17 protein-coding genes are annotated in these 21,339 nt (G+C 71.6%); 12 read left to right on the top strand and 5 right to left on the bottom strand.

Annotation, left to right across the window (positions count from 1 at the left end):
* Positions 1–12 precede the first annotated feature (12 nt).
* The 4 genes from ACZ6Z8_RS33625 to ACZ6Z8_RS33610 form a co-directional block, all read right to left on the bottom strand.
* Positions 13–1,164, bottom strand: a complete 1,152-nt coding sequence (locus tag ACZ6Z8_RS33625; RefSeq protein WP_465613830.1) for a hypothetical protein — start codon at positions 1,162–1,164, stop codon at positions 13–15.
* Positions 1,165–1,191: 27 nt separating this feature from the next.
* Complete coding sequence (locus ACZ6Z8_RS33620) at positions 1,192–1,947, bottom strand: ABC transporter ATP-binding protein (protein ID WP_465613829.1); 756 nt, start codon at positions 1,945–1,947, stop codon at positions 1,192–1,194.
* A 226-nt stretch (positions 1,948–2,173) separates the two neighbouring features.
* Positions 2,174–3,568: an aspartate aminotransferase family protein gene (locus tag ACZ6Z8_RS33615; protein ID WP_030290419.1), complete on the bottom strand. Its 1,395-nt coding sequence runs from the start codon at positions 3,566–3,568 to the stop codon at positions 2,174–2,176.
* The gene (locus ACZ6Z8_RS33610) at positions 3,565–4,038 is read right to left on the bottom strand and encodes an Lrp/AsnC family transcriptional regulator (RefSeq protein ID WP_030243538.1); all 474 of its coding nucleotides are present in this window, start codon (positions 4,036–4,038) and stop codon (positions 3,565–3,567) included. The genes ACZ6Z8_RS33615 and ACZ6Z8_RS33610 overlap by 4 nt, the downstream gene beginning before the upstream one ends.
* A gap of 268 nt (positions 4,039–4,306) precedes the next feature.
* Here ACZ6Z8_RS33610 and ACZ6Z8_RS33605 point away from each other — a divergent pair, with 268 nt between their 5' ends.
* The 3 genes from ACZ6Z8_RS33605 to ACZ6Z8_RS33595 all read left to right on the top strand — a co-directional run bounded on the left by ACZ6Z8_RS33605 (position 4,307) and on the right by ACZ6Z8_RS33595 (position 8,593).
* Positions 4,307–5,782, top strand: a complete 1,476-nt coding sequence (locus tag ACZ6Z8_RS33605) for a gamma-aminobutyraldehyde dehydrogenase (protein ID WP_465613828.1) — start codon at positions 4,307–4,309, stop codon at positions 5,780–5,782.
* Positions 5,783–5,964: 182 nt separating this feature from the next.
* Positions 5,965–7,323, top strand: coding sequence for an aminotransferase class III-fold pyridoxal phosphate-dependent enzyme (locus tag ACZ6Z8_RS33600; protein ID WP_465613827.1), 1,359 nt, complete (start codon positions 5,965–5,967; stop codon positions 7,321–7,323).
* Between the two features lie 67 nt (positions 7,324–7,390).
* Positions 7,391–8,593, top strand: coding sequence for a polyamine ABC transporter substrate-binding protein (locus ACZ6Z8_RS33595; RefSeq protein ID WP_465613826.1), 1,203 nt, complete (start codon positions 7,391–7,393; stop codon positions 8,591–8,593).
* A gap of 14 nt (positions 8,594–8,607) precedes the next feature.
* On the opposite strand, the gene ACZ6Z8_RS33590 is transcribed toward ACZ6Z8_RS33595, so the two are convergent.
* The gene (locus ACZ6Z8_RS33590) at positions 8,608–10,263 is read right to left on the bottom strand and encodes a PucR family transcriptional regulator (RefSeq protein WP_465613825.1); all 1,656 of its coding nucleotides are present in this window, start codon (positions 10,261–10,263) and stop codon (positions 8,608–8,610) included.
* Positions 10,264–10,509: 246 nt separating this feature from the next.
* On the opposite strand from ACZ6Z8_RS33590, the gene ACZ6Z8_RS33585 reads away from it, so the two are divergent.
* The 9 genes from ACZ6Z8_RS33585 (at position 10,510) to ACZ6Z8_RS33545 (ending at position 20,921) form a co-directional block, all read left to right on the top strand.
* Positions 10,510–12,021, top strand: a complete 1,512-nt coding sequence (locus ACZ6Z8_RS33585) for a gamma-aminobutyraldehyde dehydrogenase (protein ID WP_465613824.1) — start codon at positions 10,510–10,512, stop codon at positions 12,019–12,021.
* Positions 12,022–12,077: 56 nt separating this feature from the next.
* Entirely contained in the window at positions 12,078–13,337 is a 1,260-nt protein-coding gene (locus ACZ6Z8_RS33580; protein WP_465613823.1) for a polyamine ABC transporter substrate-binding protein, read from the top strand.
* A 38-nt stretch (positions 13,338–13,375) separates the two neighbouring features.
* On the top strand, positions 13,376–14,515 hold the full coding sequence (locus ACZ6Z8_RS33575; protein ID WP_465613822.1) for an ABC transporter ATP-binding protein: 1,140 nt from the start codon (positions 13,376–13,378) through the stop codon (positions 14,513–14,515).
* A complete protein-coding gene (locus tag ACZ6Z8_RS33570; RefSeq protein WP_465613821.1) occupies positions 14,512–15,441 on the top strand; it encodes an ABC transporter permease in 930 nt (309 codons plus the stop codon). Before ACZ6Z8_RS33575 ends, ACZ6Z8_RS33570 begins: the two co-directional genes overlap by 4 nt.
* Complete coding sequence (locus ACZ6Z8_RS33565) at positions 15,441–16,244, top strand: ABC transporter permease (protein ID WP_465613820.1); 804 nt, start codon at positions 15,441–15,443, stop codon at positions 16,242–16,244. The genes ACZ6Z8_RS33570 and ACZ6Z8_RS33565 overlap by 1 nt, the downstream gene beginning before the upstream one ends.
* Before the next feature lie 61 nt (positions 16,245–16,305).
* A complete protein-coding gene (locus tag ACZ6Z8_RS33560; RefSeq protein ID WP_465613819.1) occupies positions 16,306–17,700 on the top strand; it encodes an NAD(P)/FAD-dependent oxidoreductase in 1,395 nt (464 codons plus the stop codon).
* 126 nt (positions 17,701–17,826) lie between these two features.
* Complete coding sequence (locus ACZ6Z8_RS33555; protein ID WP_465613818.1) at positions 17,827–18,276, top strand: bifunctional DNA primase/polymerase; 450 nt, start codon at positions 17,827–17,829, stop codon at positions 18,274–18,276.
* 102 nt (positions 18,277–18,378) lie between these two features.
* Positions 18,379–19,143, top strand: a complete 765-nt coding sequence (locus ACZ6Z8_RS33550) for a hypothetical protein (RefSeq protein WP_465613817.1) — start codon at positions 18,379–18,381, stop codon at positions 19,141–19,143.
* Positions 19,144–19,397: 254 nt separating this feature from the next.
* On the top strand, positions 19,398–20,921 hold the full coding sequence (locus ACZ6Z8_RS33545; RefSeq protein ID WP_465613816.1) for a CoA-acylating methylmalonate-semialdehyde dehydrogenase: 1,524 nt from the start codon (positions 19,398–19,400) through the stop codon (positions 20,919–20,921).
* The last annotated feature ends 418 nt before the right edge of the window (positions 20,922–21,339 follow it).

The following is a 21,339-nucleotide window of genomic DNA, read 5'->3' as shown; positions in this document are numbered from 1 at the left end:
CCGTACGGGACGTCACCGCAGGCCGGCGGCCGCCAGCGCGGCGGTCGCCCCGCCGGTCAGCAGCAGCGTGGTGCCCACCGCGAGGGTGCGCAGCGCGACCGCGCCGAACAGCAGCCGGGGCGAGGTGCCGAGGCGCAGCAGCGCTTCGGTGACCTCCCGGCGGTCGGTGCGGACCTCGGCGAGCCGGGCGATCACCGCGGCGGCCGCGCAGCCGAGCACCAGGCAGGCCTCCACGGCGGGCAGCGCGTCGGCGCTGTCGGGGGTGCCGATCCAGTAGCGGACGGTGGTCAGTACCAGGGCGACGACCAGGGTGAGGACGGCCAGCGGTGGGCCGAGCCGGCGCGCCTGCGCGGTGAGGCCGCGTCCGGCCAGCAGCCGTAGCGGGGTGGGCCGGCCGACGGCGAGCAGCCGTCCGGCGCAGGCGAGCAGCGGGCCGGTGAGCAGGGCGAGGCCGAGCGCGCCGGCGGCCCAGCCGCCGAGGGCGGCGGTGCTGGTGGTGCCGAGCCCGGCGGGCAGGTGGATCGGACGGCCGTCGGCGGGGGCGCCGGGTCGCAGCGCGATGAGTTCGAGCGCGGCGCCGATCACCACCAGCCCGATCGGCACGGCGATCCGCAGCGGGCCGAAGCCGGTGCGGCCGCGGGTGCGGCCGCCGGGCAGGGTCTCGGCGACGGGCACCGAGCAGCCGGCGGCGATGCCGGCGGTGAGCGGGACCAGGGCGAGCAGGGTGACCGGCGCGGCGGCGGGCAGCGGCACGCCCATGCCGAGGTCGGGGGCGAGCGAGGGCCCGGCGATGTCGTTGCGCAGCACCAGGAAGAGCAGCAGGGTGAGCACGCTGCCGAGGGTGCAGGCGAGGGCGACCTCGCCGGCGATCAGGATGCGGATCCGCCGGGAGCCGGCCCCGGCGGCGGTGAGGCCGGCGATCCGTTCGGGCCGCCGGGCGGGCACCGAGCGGGCGGCGACGGCCGCGAACCAGGCGACGGCGGCGAGCGGTGGCAGGCACCAGAGCAGTCGCACCAGCGCGTCGGCGCCGTCGGCCGGGTCGCTCAGCGCCCGGCCGAGGGAGCGCAGCAGGAAGGCGGCGACGACGCCGGCCGCCAGTGCCGTGAGCAGCCAGCGGCCGAGGTCGGGCACCCGGTAACCCCGGGCCAGACGGAGGTAGAACACGTCGACTCTTTCAGCGGCTCGGCGTCGTCAGCGGCGGGTGGCCGAGACGGCGGAGGCACCGGCCGTGCCGGGGGCGTGGGTGCCGCGCGGGACGGGGGCGGCGGGGGCGGTGAGCCGTCCGTCGACGAGGGCGACGGCGCGGTCCGCGAACCGGACGAGCTCGGGGTCGTGGGTGGCCAGGACGAGGGTGAGCTGGTGCGAGCGGGCCGCGCTGGTCAGTATCCGCAGGACCTGGTCGGCGGCCTCGCGGTGCAGCGGGGCGGTGGGGTCGTCGGCGAAGACGACGGGTGGCAGGGGGGCGAGGGCGCGGGCCACGGCGACCCGCTGGCACTGGCTCCGGACCAGCCGGTCGGGGCGGTGCCGGGCGATGTCGCCGACGTCGAGGCGTTCCAGCCACTCGGCGGCGGCGGTGTAGGCGGCCTTGTGGCCGGCGCCGGCGAGCAGCAACGGCAGGGCGACGTTCTCACGGGCGGTCAGCTCGGGGATCAGGTGCGGTTCGGAGCCGACGAAGCCGAAGCGGTCGCGGCGCAGCCGTTCGCGGCCGGCCCGGCCGAGGGTGTGCACGGGGGAGCTGTTGAACCAGACCTCGCCCTCGTCGACCGGCAGCTGGGCGGAGAGGCAGCCGAGCAGGGTGCTCTTGCCGGAGCCGCGCGGGCCGGTGACGGCGAGCACCTCGCCCTCGCGGACGCCGATGGAGATGCCGCGCAGGGCGGGGGTGCCGTAGTGGGACTTGACGATCCCTCGGGCCCACAGCACGTCGTTGTCAGGCGGTGCCGCTGACATGAGGTTCCATCCTGGGTGGCCGCAGGGATATGACAGTCGTCAGATTAGAACGACCGAGACCGGTCGCGGTTGCGGCGCTCTGGGCCATCACGGGCAAATCACCCGCATTCAGGCATGTTTGGTCGTCCGACTGTGATGTTCGGGGGCGGTGTCGCGGACGCCGAAGGGCGGTCCCGCGGGGAGCGGGACCGCCCTTCGGCGGAGGGTGGGGAGGGGGCTCAGGGGATCAGAGCTTCGCCCACGCGTCGGTGAGGCTGGTCCGCAGGATCTGCTCGATCTCGTCGAAGGTCGACTGGTCGGAGATCAGCGGCGGGGCCAGCTGCACGACCGGGTCGCCACGGTCGTCGGCGCGGCAGTACAGGCCGTTGTCGAAGAGGGCCTTCGAGAGGAAGCCGTAGAGCACGCGCTCGGTCTCCTCGTCGTTGAAGGTCTCCTTGGTGACCTTGTCCTTCACGAGCTCGATGCCGTAGAAGTAGCCGTTGCCGCGGACGTCGCCGACGATCGGCAGGTCGCGCAGCTTGCTCAGGGTGCCCAGGAACGCCGACTCGTTGTCGAGCACGTGCTGGTTCAGGCCCTCGCGCTCGAAGATGTCGAGGTTGGCGAGCGCCACGGCCGAGGAGACCGGGTGGCCGGCGAAGGTGTAGCCGTGCAGGAAGGTGTTGTCACCCTTGTAGAACGGCTCGGCGATGCGGTCGGAGATGATCGTGGCGCCGATCGGGGAGTAGCCCGAGGTCATGCCCTTGGCGCAGGTGATCATGTCCGGCACGTAGCCGAACTTGTCGGCGCCGAACATGGTGCCGAGGCGGCCGAAGGCGCAGATGACCTCGTCCGACACCAGCAGCACGTCGTGGCGGTCGCAGATCTCGCGCAGGCGCTGGAAGTACCCGGGCGGCGGCGGGAAGCAGCCACCGGCGTTCTGCACCGGCTCGACGAAGACGGCGGCGACGGTCTCGGGGCCCTCGAAGAGGATGGCCTCCTCGACCTGGTCGGCGCACCAGCGGCCGTACGCCTCGGGGTCGACGGTGCCGTCGGGGCCCTCCAGGTAGTGCGGGGCGCGGTAGATGTTGGTGTTCGGGGCCTTGTGGGTGCCCGGCACCAGCGGCTCGAACGGGGCCTTCAGGCCCGGCAGGCCGGTGATGGACAGCGCGCCCTGGGGGGTGCCGTGGTAGGCGATGGCGCGGGAGATGACCTTGTACTTGGTCGGCTTGCCGATCAGCTTGAAGTACTGCTTGGCGAGCTTCCAGGCGGTCTCGACGGCCTCGCCGCCACCGGTGGAGAAGAAGACCTTGTTCAGGTCGCCCGGGGCGTAGTTGGCCAGGCGCTCGGCCAGCTCGACGGCCTTGGGGTGCGCGTAGCTCCAGATCGGGAAGAACGCGAGTTCCTTGGCCTGCTTGGCGGCGACCTCGGCGAGCTCGGTGCGGCCGTGACCGGCCTGCACGACGAACAGGCCGGCCAGGCCGTCGATGTACTTCCGGCCCTTGTCGTCCCAGATGTACGTGCCCTCGCCCTTGACGATGGTGGGCACGGGGGAGTTCTCGTACGACGACATGCGGGTGAAGTGCATCCACAGGTGGTCGTAGGCGGTCTTGGAAAGGTCCTTCTGCGCCGGGTCGGCTGTCATCGGGTGCCCCAGGTGTAGGTCTGTTTCCGGAGCTTCAGGTAAACGAAGCTCTCGGTGCTCCGCACGCCGGGAAGCGCGCGGATGCGCTTGTTGATCAGTTCGAGCAGGTGCTCGTCGTCCTCGCAGACCAGTTCGGCCAGGAGGTCGAACGAGCCTGCGGTGCAGACGACGTAGTCGACCTCGTCGAGGGCGGCCAGCGCGTCGGCGACGGGTTCGATGTCGCCCTCGACCCGGATGCCGACCATCGCCTGGCGGGTGAAGCCGACGGTGAGCGGGTCCGTGACGGCGACGATCTGCATCACGCCCTGGTCGAGCAGCTTCTGGACGCGCTGCCGCACGGCCGCCTCGGACAGGCCGACGGCCTTGCCGATGGCGGCGTACGGGCGTCGCCCGTCCTCCTGGAGCTGCTCGATGATCGCCTTGGAGGCGGCGTCGAGGGGAACGCTCGCGTTCCGGTCGCGGTTGGCCACGCGGCCACTGTGCCTGATCGTTCCTCTGTTCGCAAGCGTGGAAACTGCTGATTTCGTCGTGATCTTGGAAATCGCATGCGGATTTCATTGCTCGTGAGCGTTCGGCCTGTCGATACCGGCAGTCTTGCGGCTACCCTGGCACGGTACGCGCGCGCCCCCGCCGGGTCTCGCGCATTCCGCCACCAGTGGACCGCGCCGCTTCCGGCCCGGCCACTCGGCGCCCTTCGTAGGCCGGATCCGCCGACGTACCATGGCGCCGGAATCTGCAATGCCGCAGGCCCAGACCGAGGAGAGACCCGTGAGCGACCTTCGCACGCTGCGCAACTACATCAACGGTGAGTTCGTCGACGCGGCAGACGGCCGCACGCTCGACATCGTCGACCCGGCCACCGGCGAGGTGTACGCGACGTCGCCGCTGTCCGGTGCCGCAGACGTGGACGCCGCCATGGCCTCGGCCGACGCCGCGTTCCCGGCCTGGCGCGACGCCACCCCGAGCACCCGGCAGAAGCTGCTGCTGAAGATCGCCGACGCGATCGAGGCCCGGGCCGACGAGATCGTCGACGCCGAGGTGCGCAACACCGGCAAGCCGCGCGGGCTGACCCTCTCCGAGGAGATCGGTCCGATGGTGGACCAGATCCGCTTCTTCGCCGGTGCGGCCCGCCTGCTGGAGGGCAAGGCCGCCGGCGAGTACATGGACGGGATGACCTCGATCGTCCGCCGCGAGCCGGTCGGCGTCTGCGCCCAGGTCGCGCCGTGGAACTACCCGATGATGATGGCGGTCTGGAAGTTCGCCCCGGCCATCGCCGCGGGCAACACCGTGGTGCTGAAGCCCTCGGACACCACCCCGGCCTCCACCGTGCTGCTGGCCGAGATCATCGGCGGCATCCTGAAGGACCTGGAGCTGCCGGCCGGCGTCTTCAACGTCATCTGCGGTGACCGCGAGACCGGCAGGCTGATGGTCGAGCACAAGACCCCGGCGATGGCCTCCATCACCGGCTCGGTCCGGGCCGGCATCCAGGTCGCCGAGTCCGCCTCCAAGGACGTCAAGCGCGTCCACCTGGAGCTGGGCGGCAAGGCCCCGGTCGTGGTCTTCGAGGACGCCGACATCGCCGAGGCCGTCGAGGGCATCTCGGTGGCGGGCTACTTCAACGCCGGCCAGGACTGCACCGCCGCCACCCGCGTGCTGGTGCACGAGTCGATCCACGACGCCTTCGTCGAGGCGCTGGCCAAGGCCGCGGCCGAGACCAAGACCGGCGGCGTGGACGACGAGGACGTGCTGTACGGCCCGCTGAACAACGCCAACCAGCTGAAGCAGGTCGCCGGCTTCATCGAGCGCCTGCCCGCCCACGCCAAGGTCGAGGCCGGTGGCCACCGGGTCGGCGACAAGGGCTACTTCTACGCCGCGACCGTCGTCTCCGGGCTGAACCAGGACGACGAGATCATCCAGAACGAGGTCTTCGGCCCGGTCATCACCGTGCAGAAGTTCACCGACGAGGACCAGGCCGTCGAGTACGCCAACGGCGTCGAGTACGCGCTGGCCTCCTCGGTGTGGACCAAGGACCACGCCCGCGCGATGCGGATGTCGCGCCGCCTGGACTTCGGCTGCGTCTGGATCAACACCCACATCCCGCTGGTCGCCGAGATGCCGCACGGCGGCTTCAAGAAGTCCGGCTACGGCAAGGACCTGTCGTCCTACGGCTTCGAGGACTACACCCGGGTGAAGCACGTGATGACCGCGATCTAGCGGGTCATGACCGTCGGGCGCAGGATGACCGCGATCTGACCGACGTAAAGGCGTACGAACGGACGAAGGGCCCGGGGTGTTTCGCCCCGGGCCCTGTCGCTTTGCACCCTGTCGGCGGCTCGGGTGACCGGCTGACAGGATGGAACTGCCCTTCGGGCCCGGGCGGCCCTAGCCTTACCGGCATGAGCATCCCCACCGCTGACTCAGCCGCCGGCCAGGCGGTCAAGGCCGCCGACCGCGCGCACGTCTTCCACTCGTGGTCCGCCCAGGCGCTGATCGACCCCCTCGCGGTGGCCGGCGCCGAGGGCTCGTACTTCTGGGACTACGACGGCAACCGCTACCTCGACTTCTCCTCGCAGCTGGTCAACACCAACATCGGCCACCAGCACCCGAAGGTGGTCGCCGCGATCCAGGAGCAGGCGGCGAAGCTCTGCACCATCGCCCCCGGCTTCGCGGTCGAGTCGCGCAGCGAGGCGGCCCGGCTGATCGCCGAGCGCACCCCCGGCGACCTCGACAAGATCTTCTTCACCAACGGCGGCGCCGAGGCCGTGGAGAACGCCGTCCGGCTGGCCCGGCTGCACACCGGCCGGCAGAAGGTGCTGTCCACCTACCGCTCGTACCACGGCGCCACCGCCAACGCGATCGCCCTCACCGGTGACCCCCGGCGCTGGGCCAACGAGACCGGCGTCTCCGGGGTGGTGCACTTCTGGGGCCCGTACGCCTACCGCTCCAACTTCCACGCCGAGAACGAGGCGCAGGAGTGCGAGCGGGCGCTGGAGCACCTGGAGCAGGTGATCGCGTTCGAGGGGCCGGGCACCGTCGCGGCGGTCATCCTGGAGACGGTGGTCGGCACCGCGGGCATCCTGATCCCGCCGCCGGGGTACCTGGCCGGGGTGCGGGAGATCTGCGACCGCTACGGGATCGTGTTCATCCTCGACGAGGTGATGGCCGGCTTCGGCCGCACCGGCGAGTGGTTCGCCGCCGACCACTGGGGCGTCGTGCCGGACCTGCTGACCTTCGCCAAGGGCGTCAACTCGGGCTACGTCCCGCTGGGCGGCGTGGCGATCAGCGCGGAGATCGCGGCGACCTTCGACGAGCGTCCGTTCCCCGGCGGACTCACCTACTCCGGGCACCCGCTGGCCTGCGCCTCGGCGGTGGCCACCATCAACACCATGGCGGAGGAGGGCATCGTCGAGAACGCCAAGCACATCGGCGAGACGGTGCTCGGCCCCGGTCTGCGCGAGCTGGCCGAGCGGCACCCCTCGATCGGCGAGGTCCGCGGCCTCGGTGTGTTCTGGGCGCTCGACCTGGTGAAGGACCGCTCGACCCGCGAGCCGATCGTCCCCTACAACGCCGCGGGCGCCGCCAACGCGCCGATGGCCGAGCTGGCCGCCGCCTGCAAGCAGCGCGGGCTCTGGCCGTTCGTCAACATGAACCGCTTCCACGTCGTCCCGCCGTGCACCGTCACGGAGGAGGAGGCCAAGGCCGGCCTCGCCGTGCTGGACGAGGTGCTGTCGCTCACCGACGCGCACACTGTCTGACGTACCTCCCAGGACGGCCCCGGGCACGGCGAGTGTCCGGGGCCGTCCCACGTACCGGAAGGCCCCCATGCCCAGCAGCACCACCCTGACCCGACGCTCCCCCAACTCCCGTGTCGTGCGCCGACGTTCGCTGCTCGGTGGGGCCGCGCTGCTCGGCGCCGGCACCCTGACCGGCTGCGGCATCCCGTCCGCGTACGTGGCCGAGGACCGCCGCTCGGCGCCGGACCGGTCGGAGCGCGACAAGCGGCTCAACTTCTCCAACTGGACGCAGTACATCGACACCGACGACCAGGGCCGGCGCCCGACCCTGGACGCCTTCACCGAGAAGACCGGGATCGAGGTCACCTACACCGAGGACATCAACGACAACGACGAGTTCTTCGGCAAGGTCAGCCCGGTGCTCACCCAGGGCGCCGACCCGGGCCGGGACCTGATGGTGATCAGCGACTGGATGGCCGGCCGGTACGTCTCGCTCGGCTGGGTGCAGGCGATGGACCGGGACAACCTGCCCAACGTCACCGCCCACCTGGACCCCCAGCTGGCGAACCCGGTGTTCGACCCGGGGCGCCGGCGCAGCGTGCCCTGGCAGTCCGGGATCACCGGCATCGCGTACAACCGCAAGGCGCTCGGCCGGGAGCTGAAGTCCACCGCCGACCTGTGGGCACCCGACCTCAAGGGCCGGATCACCCTGTTCGCCGGGCTGGACGAGGCGCTCGGACTGCTGATGCTCTCCCAGGGCGCGGACATCGCGCGGTTCAGCGACGACGACGCCCACAAGGCGATGGACCTGGTGCAGAAGATGGTCGACACCGGCCACGTCCGCCGCTTCACCGGCAACGACTACACCAGCGACCTCGCCTCCGGTGCGGCCGTCGCCTGCCAGGCCTACTCGGGCGACGCCGTCCAGCTCACCGCCGAGAACCCGGACATCGCCTTCGTGGTGCCGGAGGAGGGCGGGGAGCTGTGGGCGGAGAGCCTGATGATCCCCAACCGGGCCGTCCACAAGCGCAACGCCGAGCTGCTGGTCGACTACTACTACCAGCCCGAGGTGGCCGCCGAACTCGCCGCGGCCGTCCAGTACATCTGCCCGGTGCCGGCGGCCCGCGAGGTGCTGGCGGACAGCGGGGACAAGGACAGGGCCGAACTCGCCGAGAACCCGCTGGTGTTCCCGACCGAGGAGATGCGCGCCCGGCTGCACGGCATGCGCGACGTCACCTCGGCCGAGCGGCCGGAGCTGCACAAGGTCTGGGGGCGCATCACCGGGGTGTGAGCCCGGGACGCGTCCTAGCGCCGGACGGCGTCCAGCGCGAGCAGCGCCACGTGCAGGGACAGGCAGGACTCCACCTGATCGAGGTCGACGCCCAGGATCCGTTCGACCTTGTGCAGCCGGTCGTAGAAGGACGGCCGGGACAGGTGGGCGGCGTCGGCCGCCGCCGACTTGTTCCGGCCCTGGTCCAGGTAGATCCGCAGCATCTGCACCAATTGGCCGTTGTGCTCGGCGTCGTGGGCCAGCAGTGGCCCCAACTCCCGCTCCACGTACGTCTGCAGGCGGGCGTCGTCGCGCAGCAGGTGGAGCAGGCCGCGAAGCCGCACGTCCGGCAGCCGGTAGTAGGAGGCGGTGCGGCCGCCGCCGGGCGCGTCGTGCAGGGCGGCGTCGGCGACCTGGGCGGCCTCCAGCAGGGTGCGCCGGGCGTCGCGCACCGAGCCGACCGAGGAGCCGACCGCGACCACCGGCCCCGGGGCGTCGGCGCCCTCCCGGCCGGCCTCGGCGGACATCCGGCGCAGGGTGGCGGAGAAGGCGTCCAGCGCGGCGTGCTCGTCCTGCTGGGCGCCGAGCGCGATCAGCAGGCCGACGCCCTCGTCGTCCAGCGCGCCGACCAGGGCGGAGAGCCGGCAGGCCCGCACCGCGCCGGCCGCCAGCTCGGTGAAGTCGCGCAGCCGGGCCTGCGCCTCCAGGGCGGCCGGGATCGGCCCGCGGCGCTGGCGCAGCACCACGCCGACCAGCCGCCGGCCGTCCAGCGGGACGCCGAGCGCCTGGGCGCGCAGCGCCACCTCGGAGACGGTCAGCGCGTGGGTCAGGATGCCGGAGAGCAGGGTGCGGTGGGTCTGCCGCTCCAGGCTCTCCCGGTCGCGCACCACCAGCCGGTTGAGCGCCAGCGCGGAGGCGCCGCGCTCCAGCAGCATGGTGTGGGGGTGCGGCTCGCCCTCGGGCAGCGGGCCGGGCTCCTGGACCAGCACCAGCCGGCCCCAGTCCTGGCCGCGGGCGCCGACGGTGGTGACCAGCCAGCCGCTGCGCGGGTCGTGGCCGGTGCGGCCGGCCGGGCGGACCCCGCGCGAACGGCGCTCCCAGTCCTCCAGCAGCTCGACCTCCGGGCGTCCGGCGGTGTCGTGGGCGAGCACCTGGTGGGCCAGGTTCTCCAGGACCACCGGTGCGCCGGCCATCCGGGCCACCTGGCGGATCACCTCGGGCGGCTCGGCGCCCTCCACCACCAACTCGTTGAACACCTGGTGGACCGATTCGGAGACCCGCAGCTGTTCCAGCTGGGCGTTCACCACCAGGGCGTGCACGGCCTCGGTGACGGCGACGAAGCGCACCTCGCGGCGGAGCACGATCAGCGGCAGCCCGCGCTGCTCGGCGGCGTGCACCAGGGCGCGCGGCAGCGAGTCGAAGTAGCGGCGGCCGAACTCGACCACCAGCCCGGCCACGCCGACCTCGTCCAGGTCGCGGACGTAGCGGGCCAGGCCCTCGCGGTCCTCGGGCAGTGCGATGCCGGTGGTCAGTACCAGTTCGCCGCCCTGGAGCATCCCGGCGACGTCGGGCAGTTCGCTGACGTGGACCCAGCGGACCGGCCGTTCCAGGCGGTCGGCGCCGGCCACCACCTGGGGCAGGCCGCGCCGCATCACCTCCAGGTCGAGCACTCGGGCGACGGTGGGGAGCATCGCGGGCCTCCGGAGCGGGGAGGAGGGAACGGGTACACAGGGTGTCAGGTGAATCATCCATCCTCCCGACGACCTGTCGCCCTGCAAGGAGCCTTGCACTCTGTAAGGCCCTTTACACCGAGACTGTCGAAGTGACCCTTGTCACGTCAACCCCGCAGTTGGCAAGGTCAGCGGAACCGCAGACCCCCACTGCGGAAGCGTTTCGCCGCGGCGCGCGGTCGAACCGCCGGAACCTGGAGGAACCAGATGGACCTGACCGACTTCGGCGCGGGCGCGCAGTACATCGCGGGCCGTCAGACCCGGGGGAGCGGCGATCCCTTCCAGGTCGTCAACCCCGCCGACGGAAGCGTGGTCGAGCAGGTCGCGCTGGCCACCGCCGCCGACGTGGACACCGCCGTCGCCGCCGCGCGGGCCGCCCTGCCCGGCTGGTCCTCCGCCACCCCGGGCGCCCGGTCCGAGGCGCTCACCCGGCTGGCCGCCGTCCTGGCCGGCGCGGCGGACGACCTCGCCCGGGTGGAGACCGCCCAGACCGGCAAGCCGGTCAAGCTGGCCACCGAGTTCGACGTCCCCGGCACCGTCGACAACGCCGCCTTCTTCGCCGGCGCCGCCCGCAACCTGGACGGGAAGGCGGCCGGCGAGTACTCCGGCGACCACACCTCCTACGTGCGGCGCGAGGCGATCGGCGTGGTCGGCTCGATCTCGCCGTGGAACTACCCGCTGCAGATGGCCGCCTGGAAGATCCTCCCGGCGATCGCGGCGGGCAACACCATCGTGCTCAAGCCGGCCGAGCTGACCCCGCTGACCTCGCTGATGTTCGCCCGGGCCTGCACCGAGGCGGGCATCCCGGACGGCGTGGTCAACGTGGTCACCGGTGCCGGGCGTACGGCCGGCGAGCACCTGGTCTCCCACCCCGACGTCGCGATGGTCTCCTTCACCGGCTCCACCGCCGTCGGGAAGCGGGTCGCCGAACTCGCCACCGCGAGCGTCAAGCGCACCCACCTGGAGCTCGGCGGCAAGGCCCCGTTCGTGGTCTTCGACGACGCCGACCTGGACGCCGCGGTGCACGGTGCCGTCGCCGCCTCGCTGATCAACGGCGGCCAGGACTGCACCGCCGCCACCCGTGCCTACGTCCAACGCCCGCTCTACGACGCCTTCGTGGCCGGGGTCGCCGAGCTGTACGCGGCGATCCGGATCGGCGACCCGCGCGACCCCCGCACCGACCTCGGCCCGCTGGTCTCGTACGCCCACCGGGACCGGGTGGCCGGCTTCGTGGAGCGGGCCCGCTCCTACGCCACCGTGGTCACCGGCGGCCCCGCGCCCGAGAAGGGCCACGACGGCAGCGACCTCACCCGCGGCGCCTACTTCGCCCCCACCCTGATCACCGGCGCGCCCCAGGACAGCGAAGTGGTCCAGGGGGAGGTCTTCGGCCCGGTGCTGGTGGTGCTGCCCTTCGACGGCGACGACGAGGGCCTGCGGCTGGCCAACGACACCCCGTACGGCCTGGCCGCCTCCGCCTGGACGGGCAACGTGCACCGCTCGCTGCGCGCCACCCGGGAGATCGCCGCCGGGTGCGTCTGGGTCAACGACCACATCCCGATCATCAGCGAGATGCCGCACGGCGGCTACAAGGCGTCCGGCTACGGCAAGGACATGTCCCAGTACTCGCTGGACGAGTACACCCAGGTCAAGCACGTCATGTTCGACACCACCGCGGTCGCCCGCAAGGACTGGCACCGCACCGTCTTCGGAGACCGATAACCCCTTCGGCCGGGTGCTCCCCCACGCACCCCGTCTTCCCCCAGGAGGCCCGTTCCATGGCGTTCAAGGCGTTCAACGAGCTCACCGACGGTCTGCCCGAACCCGTCCGCAAGGCCTGGGAACGCAGTCTGACCAGCGGTCGGGCCGCGGTCGGCCGCCGCACCCTGCTGCGCGCCGCCGCGCTGACCGCCGGAGCGGGCACCCTGGCCGCCTGCGGCATCCCCGCGGCGCCCCGGGCGACCGGCGACTCGACCGCCAACGCCGCGAAGGACCTCTCGGACAGCGAGAAGGAGGTCGACTTCTCCAACTGGCCGCTGTACGTGGACACCGACGAGAAGGACAAGGAGAAGCACGGCACCCTGGACGCCTTCACCGCGGCCACCGGCATCAAGGTCAAGTACAACGAGGACGTCAACGACAACGTCGAGTTCTTCGGCAAGGTCAAGCCGCAGCTGGCGGCCGGCCAGGACACCGGCCGCGACCTGGTGGTGCTCACCGACTGGATGGCCGCCCGGCTGATCCGGCTCGGCTGGGCGCAGAAGCTGAACCCGGCGAACGTCACCACCGCGATCACCAACGTCGAGGCCCGCTTCCGCGCCCCCGACTGGGACCCGGGCCGGCTCTACACCTACCCCTGGGCCGGCATCCAGACCGTGGTCGCCTACAACCGCAAGGCCACCAGGGGCAAGGAGGTCACCAGCGTCTCCCAGCTGCTGGACGACCCCGACCTCAAGGGCCGGGTCACCTTCCTCTCGGAGATGCGCGACAGCATCGGGATGGTCCTGCTGGACATGGGCAAGGACCCGGCGAAGTTCACCGCCGACGACTACGACGCCGCGGTCGCCCGGCTGCAGAAGGCCGTCGACGGCAAGCAGATCCGCCGCTTCACCGGCAACGACTACGGCCAGGAGCTGTCCTCCGGGGACATCGCCGCCTGCGTCGCCTGGGGCGGCGACCTGATCCAACTGCGTGCCGACAACCCGGACATCGAGTTCGCCATCCCCGACAAGGGCTACCTCGCCTCGACCGACAACATGCTGGTCCCCGCCAAGGCGCGGCACAAGACGAACGCGGAAAAGCTGATCGACTTCTACTATCAGCCGAAGATCGCGGCGCAGCTGGTCGCGGGCATCGGCTTCGTCTCCGCCGTCACCGGGATGAAGGACGAGCTCGCCGCCCTCGCCCCGGACAGCGCGGCCAACCCGCTGGTCGTACCCACCCCCGAGATGGCGGCCAAGGCGCACGTGTTCCGAACCCTCACCGAGGGCGAGGAGAGCGACTTCGAGCAGAAGTTCTCCAAGCTCATCGGCGCCTGAACCCCCGTCCCCGGCCGAAAGACCCAGGAAGACACCCCATGACAGACCAGCTGCGCGACGCGACCGGCGGCGACGTACGCCTCACCGGCATCGGCAAGACCTACGGCTCGTTCACCGCCGTCCACCCCCTCGACCTGACCGTTCCCCAGGGCTCCTTCTTCGCCCTGCTCGGCGCCTCCGGCTGCGGCAAGACCACCACCCTGCGCATGATCGCCGGCCTGGAGGAGCCCACCAGCGGCACCGTCCTGATCGGCGGCCAGGACGTCACCGCCCTCCCCCCGTACAAGCGGCCGGTGAACACCGTCTTCCAGAGCTACGCGCTCTTCCCGCACCTGGACATCTTCGAGAACGTCGCCTTCGGCCTGCGCCGGCGCGGCAAGAAGGACGTCAGGAAGCAGGTCGACGAGATGCTGGAGCTGGTCGAACTCGGCCAGTACGCCCGGCGCAAGCCGCACCAGCTCTCCGGCGGCCAGCAGCAGCGCGTCGCGGTCGCCCGCGCGCTGATCAACCACCCCCAGGTGCTGCTCCTGGACGAGCCGCTCGGCGCCCTCGACCTCAAGCTGCGCCGCCAGATGCAGCTGGAGCTCAAGCGGATCCAGACCGAGGTCGGCATCACCTTCGTGCACGTCACCCACGACCAGGAGGAGGCCATGACCATGGCCGACACCATCGCGGTGATGAACGGCGGCCGGGTCGAGCAGCTGGGCGCGCCCGCCGATCTCTACGAGAACCCCGCCACCACCTTCGTGGCCAACTTCCTCGGCCAGTCCAACCTGCTGCCCGCCGAGGTCACCGGCGGCGCGGGCGAGGACCTGCTGCTCAGCGTGGCCGGCACCCGCCTCGCGGTGCCCAAGGCGCGCTGCGCCGCCGGGGCCGAGCGGGTCCACCTGGGCGTGCGCCCCGAGAAGATCACCATCACCCACGCCACCGAGCAGGTCGCCGAGGGCCGCAACAAGCTGGCCGGCACCGTCCTCGACTCCAGCTTCATCGGCGTCTCCACCCAGTACGTGGTGCGCACCGACGGCGGCCAGGAGGTCACCGTCTTCGAGCAGAACATGGAGCGCGACACCCGGATCGTCCCCGGCGCCGCCGTCCAGCTGCACTGGAACCCGGCGCACTCCTTCGCCCTGGACGCCGCCCAGGCGATCGACGCGGGCACCGCGGAGGAGGCCGCGTGACCACCACCGCCCCGGCCGCGCCGCCGGAAGTCATCCCGCTGCCCGACGCGCGCTCGAAGCCGAAGCGCAAGCTCACCCCGTACTGGCTGCTGCTGCCCGGCATCGCCTGGCTGGTCGTCTTCTTCGCCGTGCCGATGCTGTACCAGGGCTCCACCTCGTTGCAGACCGGCTCGCTCGAAGAGGGCTTCAAGGTCACCTGGCACTTCTCGACCTACTGGGACGCCCTGGTCGAGTACAAGTGGCACTTCGTCCGCTCGTTCTCCTACGCGGCCATCGCCACCGTGCTCTGCCTGGTCATCGGCTACCCGCTGGCGTACACCATCGCCTTCAAGGCGAACCGGCGCTGGCGCAACGTCATCCTGATCCTGGTCATCGCGCCGTTCTTCACCAGCTTCCTGATCCGCACGCTGGCCTGGAAGACCATCCTGTCCGACGGCGGCCCGGTGGTCGGCGCGCTCAACGCCCTGCACGTCCTGGACGTCACCAACGCGCTCGGGCTCACCTCCGGCGACCGGGTGCTCGCCACCCCGCTCGCCGTGGTCTGCGGCCTGACCTACAACTTCCTGCCGTTCATGATCCTTCCGCTCTACACCTCGCTGGAGCGGATCGACCCCCGGCTGCACGAGGCGGCCGGAGACCTCTACGCCCGGCCGTTCACCACCTTCCGCAAGGTCACCTTCCCGATCTCGCTGCCGGGCGTGGTCGCGGGCACCCTGCTGACCTTCATCCCGGCCTCCGGCGACTACATCAACGCCCAGCTGCTCGGCTCGCCGAGCGAGCAGATGGTAGGCAACGGCATCCAGAAGCAGTTCCTGAACGTGCTCGACTACCCCACGGCGGCCGCGCTGAGCTTCATCCTGATGGCCCTGATCTTGGGCATGGTGACGGTCTACATGCGCAAGGCCGGGACGGAGGAACTGGTCTGATGTCCCGCATCCTGAAGTGGGTCCGCGCCCACCTGGTCGTCCTGGCCGGCCTGCTGGCCCTCGCCTACCTGGTGCTGCCCAACCTGGTCGTGCTGGCCTTCTCGTTCAACAAGCCGGTCGGCAAGTTCAACTACGAGTGGAACGAGTTCTCCACCGACGCCTGGACCAACCCCTGCGGCGTGGCCGACATGTGCCAGTCGCTCTCGCTCAGCCTGCAGATCGCGGTGCTCGCCACCGTCGGCGCCACCGTGCTCGGCACCATGGTCGCCTTCGCGCTGGCCCGCTACCGCTTCCGCGGCCGCTCGGCCACCACCGCGATGATCTTCCTGCCGATGGCCATGCCCGAGGTGGTCATGGCCGCCTCCCTGGGGACGCTCTTCCTCAACATGCGCATCCCCTTCGGCTTCACCACCATCCTCATCGCGCACATCATGTTCTGCCTCAGCTTCGTGGTGACGGCGGTCAAGGCACGCGTGATGAGCATGGACCCGAGGCTCGAACAGGCCGCCCAGGACCTCTACGCGACCCCCACCCAGACCTTCCTGAAGGTCACCCTGCCGCTGGCCGCCCCCGGCATCGCCGCCGGCGCGCTGCTCAGCTTCGCGCTCTCCTTCGACGACTTCATCATCACCCAGTTCAACTCGGGCCCGACCACGGTCACCTTCCCGATGTTCGTCTGGGGCGCCTCGCAGCGCGGCATCCCGGTGCAGGTGAACGTCATCGGCACCGCGATGTTCGTCGCCGCGGTCGCACTGACCGTGGCCGGCCAGTGGCTCGGCAACCGCCGGAGGGCCACCGCCTGACGTACGGTCGGTCAGCGGTGGCCCGAACCCCCGTCTATCCGTAGAAAGTGGCTGATAATGCATGGACTCCGCCCGCGCACTCAGTGACGCCAGGCCCACCCCCTTCTGGCTGGAGGACCCCGGCCGGCCGCAGGCGCTGCCCGCCCTGGTCGGCGACACCACCTGCGACCTGCTGGTCGTCGGCGGCGGCTACTCCGGCCTGTGGACCGCCCTCATCGCCAAGGAGCGCGACCCGTCACTGGACGTCGTCCTGGTCGAGGGCAACGAGGTCGGGTGGGCCGCGTCCGGGCGCAACGGCGGATTCTGCGCGGCCAGCCTCACCCACGGCTTCGGCAACGGCCTGGAGCGCTGGCCCGCCGAACTCGCCCAGCTGGAACGCCTCGGCGCCGCCAACCTGGACGCCATCGAGGCCACCCTCAAGCGCTACGGCATCGACGCCGAATGGGAGCGCACCGGCGAGATCGACGTCGCGACCCAGCCCCACCAGGTCGAGGAGCTCCACGAGATCGCCGAGGCCGTCGCCCGCTACGGCTTCGACCTCACCGTCCTGGACGCCGACCAGCTGCGCGCCGAGGTGAACTCGCCCACCTTCCTCGGCGGCCTCTGGGACAAGGAGGGCGTGGCGATGGTCCACCCCGCCAAGCTCGCCTGGGGCCTCAAGGAGGCCTGCCTCGGCCAGGGCGTACGGATCTTCGAGCACACCCGGGCCACCGAGCTGCGCGAGCACGGCAGCGGCATGGCCGCCCGCACCCCGTACGGGCGGGTCTTCGCCCGCCGGGTCGCGCTCGGCACCAACGTGTTCCCGTCGCTGCTCAAGCGCGTCCGCCCGTACGTCGTGCCGGTGTACGACTACGCGCTGATGACCGAGCCGCTCAGCGACGAGCAGCTCGCGGCGATCGGCTGGCGCGGGCGGCAGGGGCTCGGCGACAGCGCCAACAAGTTCCACTACTTCCGGCTCTCCGCCGACAACCGGATCCTCTGGGGCGGCTACGACGCGGTCTACCACTACGGCGGCCACGTCCGCCACGAGTACGACCAGCGGCCGGAGACCTTCCGCACCCTGGCCAACCACTTCTTCCGCTGCTTCCCGCAGCTGGAGGGGCTGCGCTTCACCAACGCCTGGGGCGGCGCCATCGACACCTGCAGCCGGTTCTCGGCGTTCTTCGACACCGCTTACCGCGGCAAGGTCGCGTACGCCGTCGGCTACACCGGGCTCGGCGTCGGCGCCACCCGCTTCGGCGCCGAGGTGATGCTCGACCTGCTCGCCGGCGAGCGCACCGAGCGCACCTCGCTGGACATGGTGCGCTCCAAGCCGCTGCCGTTCCCGCCCGAACCGGTGCGCTGGGCCGGGATCGAGATCACCACCCGCTCGCTGGAGCGCGCCGACCGCAACGGCGGCCGCCGCAACCTCTGGCTGCGCACCCTCGACCGGCTGGGGCTCGGCTTCGACAGCTGATCCCGCCGGTTGGGTTGCCCGACCCGTGTAAGAGGGACCCGCCGTCCGCCTCTCCTTGGTGACGGCGGGTCCCGGTACGTCCCGCCGCGCCCGACCGGTACGAGCGGCGAGAAGCGGGGACACGACATGGAGAGCACCGGACTGAACTGGCTCACCCAGGCGGCACCGGACCCGGAGGCCTTCCGGGCACGGTGGGAACGCACCGGGCTGGGCCTGACCCTGCTGCCGGCCGGGCGCCGCTGGGACGTCCTCACCGTCCCCGGGCGGCTCGGGCGCCCGGCGCTGGACGTCCTGGACCTCCTGGACACCGGGGAGTCGGTCACCCGCGGCCCGGTCCTGACCGACTCCGGGGAGGAGCACGTCAGCTTCCTGGTACCGGTCGGCACCGCGGCCCGCTGGATCGGCACCGGCGTGCGCTGCGCGGGGGAGGGCACCTGGATCGTCGTCCCCCACCCCGGACGCAGCAGTCGGGGCGTGCGCTGGCTGGTGCCGCCCGACGGCTCCGGGCGGCTCAACGACCCGGTGCTGCTGGAACTCGCCCTGCACGAGGCGGCGGCCGGGCTCGGCGGCTGGTAGCCGGTGGTCGGTAGACGGTGGTGGGTAGACGGTGGTGGGTCGGACCGGGACAGCCGCCCCGGCGATGGCGCGCGGGGCGGGCGCCCGGGTCAGACTGGAAACGTGACCACCGCCCCGCACGCCGTCGACGCCTCCCTCCGACCGGGCCCCGCCCAGCTGCGCCTGGCCGCCCTCGCCGGGCCGGTCTGCACCCGGTACGGGCTGGCGCTGGCCGGTGGGCACGCGCTGCGCGCCCACGGTGTCCCGGCCTGCCCGCAGGACGGACTCACCCTGGCCACCGGCGGCGCCGACCTGCCGGAGGCGGCCGCCGCGCTGGCGGAGACGTACCGCGCGGCGGGCGGCGGGGTCGCCGAGCGGCCCGGCACGCCGCGCCTGGAGCAGCTGACCGTAAGGCTGGCGCTGGGCGGGCGGTCGCACTCGGTGGAGCTGCGGAAGGAACCGCTCGGCCACCGGCCGGTCCGGCTGGACTTCGGCGCCCCGGAGCCGGGCGCTCCGCCGGTGGTCCTGCCGGTGGTCGCCCTGGAGGACGCGGCGGCGCTCACCACCGCGCTGCTGGCCGACCGGGGCATGCCGCGCGACCTGATCGACGTGCACGCCCTCACCCGCGACTACCGGGAGGGCGAGCTGCTCGCCCTCGCAGTGGAACTGGATCCGGACTTCCAGCCGGGCGGGCTCGCCGACCGGCTGGAGACGCTGGCCGAGGCGGCGGACGGCCGGTTCCGTGCCCGGGGTGTCGAGGCCGGGGCGGTGGACGGGCTCAAGCGGTGGGCACTGGCCTGGGCGCAGGACCTGCGGCTGGACCTGCTGGAGACCCAGGAGGCGGCGGACGGGCTGCATGACCCGTACCTGGAGGACGAGGAGTCCTGAGGGGCTCCTGAGGCGCCCTGGGCCGTCGGGCGTCGGACGGCCCCAGGCCTCCCGCGTTCGGCCCAGCGACCGGACGACCTGTAAGGCTGAATCCTCGATCTCCGTCAGCCTGTTCGTTGAGCCGCGCCCCGGTGACCACCAGACTGGGAGACGAGCGCGGTAGCCCCGTGAATTCCGTCGCCCGGCCCTCTCGCGGGCGGCGCCAGACCGGACCGGTGGCAGGACGCCGCCCGGGACTTCGGAGGCAGACGGACTTGAGCAAGCACATCATTCACTGGATCGGCGGCAAGCCGGTCGCCACCGCCGGTGCGGCGCCCCGTCGCGGTGACGTCTTCGACCCGGCCACCGGACAGGTCGCCGGACAGGTGGACTTCGCCGGGATCGCCGAGGTCGACCAGGCCGTGGCCGCCGCGGCCTCGGCCTTCACCGAGTGGCGCACCGCCTCGGTGGCCAAGCGGACCGCGGTGCTCTTCGCCTTCCGCGAGCTGCTGAACGCCCGCCGGGACGAGCTGGCCGCGATCATCGTGTCCGAGCACGGCAAGGTGCACTCGGACGCGCTGGGCGAGATCGCCCGCGGTCTGGAGGTCGTCGAGTACGCCTGCGGCATCCCGCAGCTGATCAAGGGCGGCTTCACGGAGCAGGCCTCCAACGGCATCGACGTCTACTCGATCCGCCAGCCGCTCGGTCCGGTCGCGATCATCTCGCCGTTCAACTTCCCGGCCATGGTGCCGATGTGGTTCTTCCCGCTCGCCATCGCGGCCGGCAACACCGTCGTGCTGAAGCCCTCGGAGAAGGACCCGTCGGCGGCCAACTTCCTCGCCGAGCTGTGGAAGGAGGCCGGACTGCCGGACGGTGTCTTCAACGTGGTGCACGGCGACAAGGTCTCCGTCGACCGTCTGCTGGAGCACCCGGACATCAAGTCCGTCAGCTTCGTCGGCTCCACCCCGATCGCCCGCTACGTCTACGAGACCGGCACCCGCTACGGCAAGCGCGTGCAGGCCCTCGGCGGCGCCAAGAACCACATGCTGGTGCTGCCCGACGCCGACCTCGACCTGGCCGCCGACGCCGCGGTCAACGCAGGTTTCGGCGCGGCCGGCGAGCGCTGCATGGCGGTCTCCGTCCTGGTCGCCGTCGACCCGATCGGCGACGAGCTGGTGGAGAAGATCAAGCAGCGGATCGCCACCCTCAAGGTCGGCCCCGGCTGCAACGGCGACTCCGAGATGGGCCCGCTGGTCACCGGTCAGCACCGCGACAAGGTCACCTCCTACGTCGAGTCCGGCGTCGCCGACGGTGCCGAGCTCGCCGTGGACGGCCGCAAGCACCCCATCGCCGCCGAGGACCGGAACGGCAGCCCGACCAGCGACGGCTTCTGGCTCGGCCCCACGCTCTTCGACCACGTGAAGCCCGGCATGTCCGTCTACAACGACGAGATCTTCGGCCCGGTCCTCTCCGTCGTCCGCGTCGCCTCCTACGAGGAGGGTCTGGCGCTGATCAACGCCAACCCGTACGGCAACGGCACCGCCCTCTTCACCAACGACGGCGGCGCGGCCCGGCGCTTCCAGTTCGAGGTGGAGGTCGGCATGGTCGGCATCAACGTGCCGATCCCGGTGCCGGTCGCCTACTACTCCTTCGGCGGCTGGAAGGCCTCCCTGTTCGGCGACGCCCACGCGTACGGCCCGGACGGCGTGCAGTTCTTCACCCGCGGCAAGGCCGTGACCCAGCGCTGGCTGGACCCGTCGCACGGCGGCATCAACCTCGGCTTCCCCACCAACAGCTGAACCCGGTGGCACGGCCGGCCGGACCCCTCGCGGGGGGTCCGGCCGGCCCCTTTTGCACGTCGTTTGCATCCGGGGCCGGAAGCGCGTACAGTTCTTCGAGCTGCCTGGCAGGGAGCACCGGACACGCGTCTGCGCGGACGGTCCCGGGGCAGCCAATCCCTTGAAACACCACTCCGGTTCGTGCCGGTCGTTTCGCTTGTCGCGTTTCGGCTCGGTGCTTATTTGGCGTGTGCGTTTTATCGGATTGCAGCTGGACTCGGCCGGATTCGCTTTTCGGAGCGGGGATCGGCTAGAGTTTGGAACGTCGGACGGGGCGTCAAGCGCCGGAAGACACCGGCGAGTTGGATGACGAAGCCCCGGAAAACGGAGCGGAAAACATCTGATAAGCTGGGAACACGAAAGAACGAAGCGCCCGGAG

It is taken from the genome of Kitasatospora sp. NPDC101108 (assembly GCF_055584725.1).
Note: the sequence above shows the minus strand (reverse complement) of the source record. Positions and strands in the feature narration are given on the sequence as shown.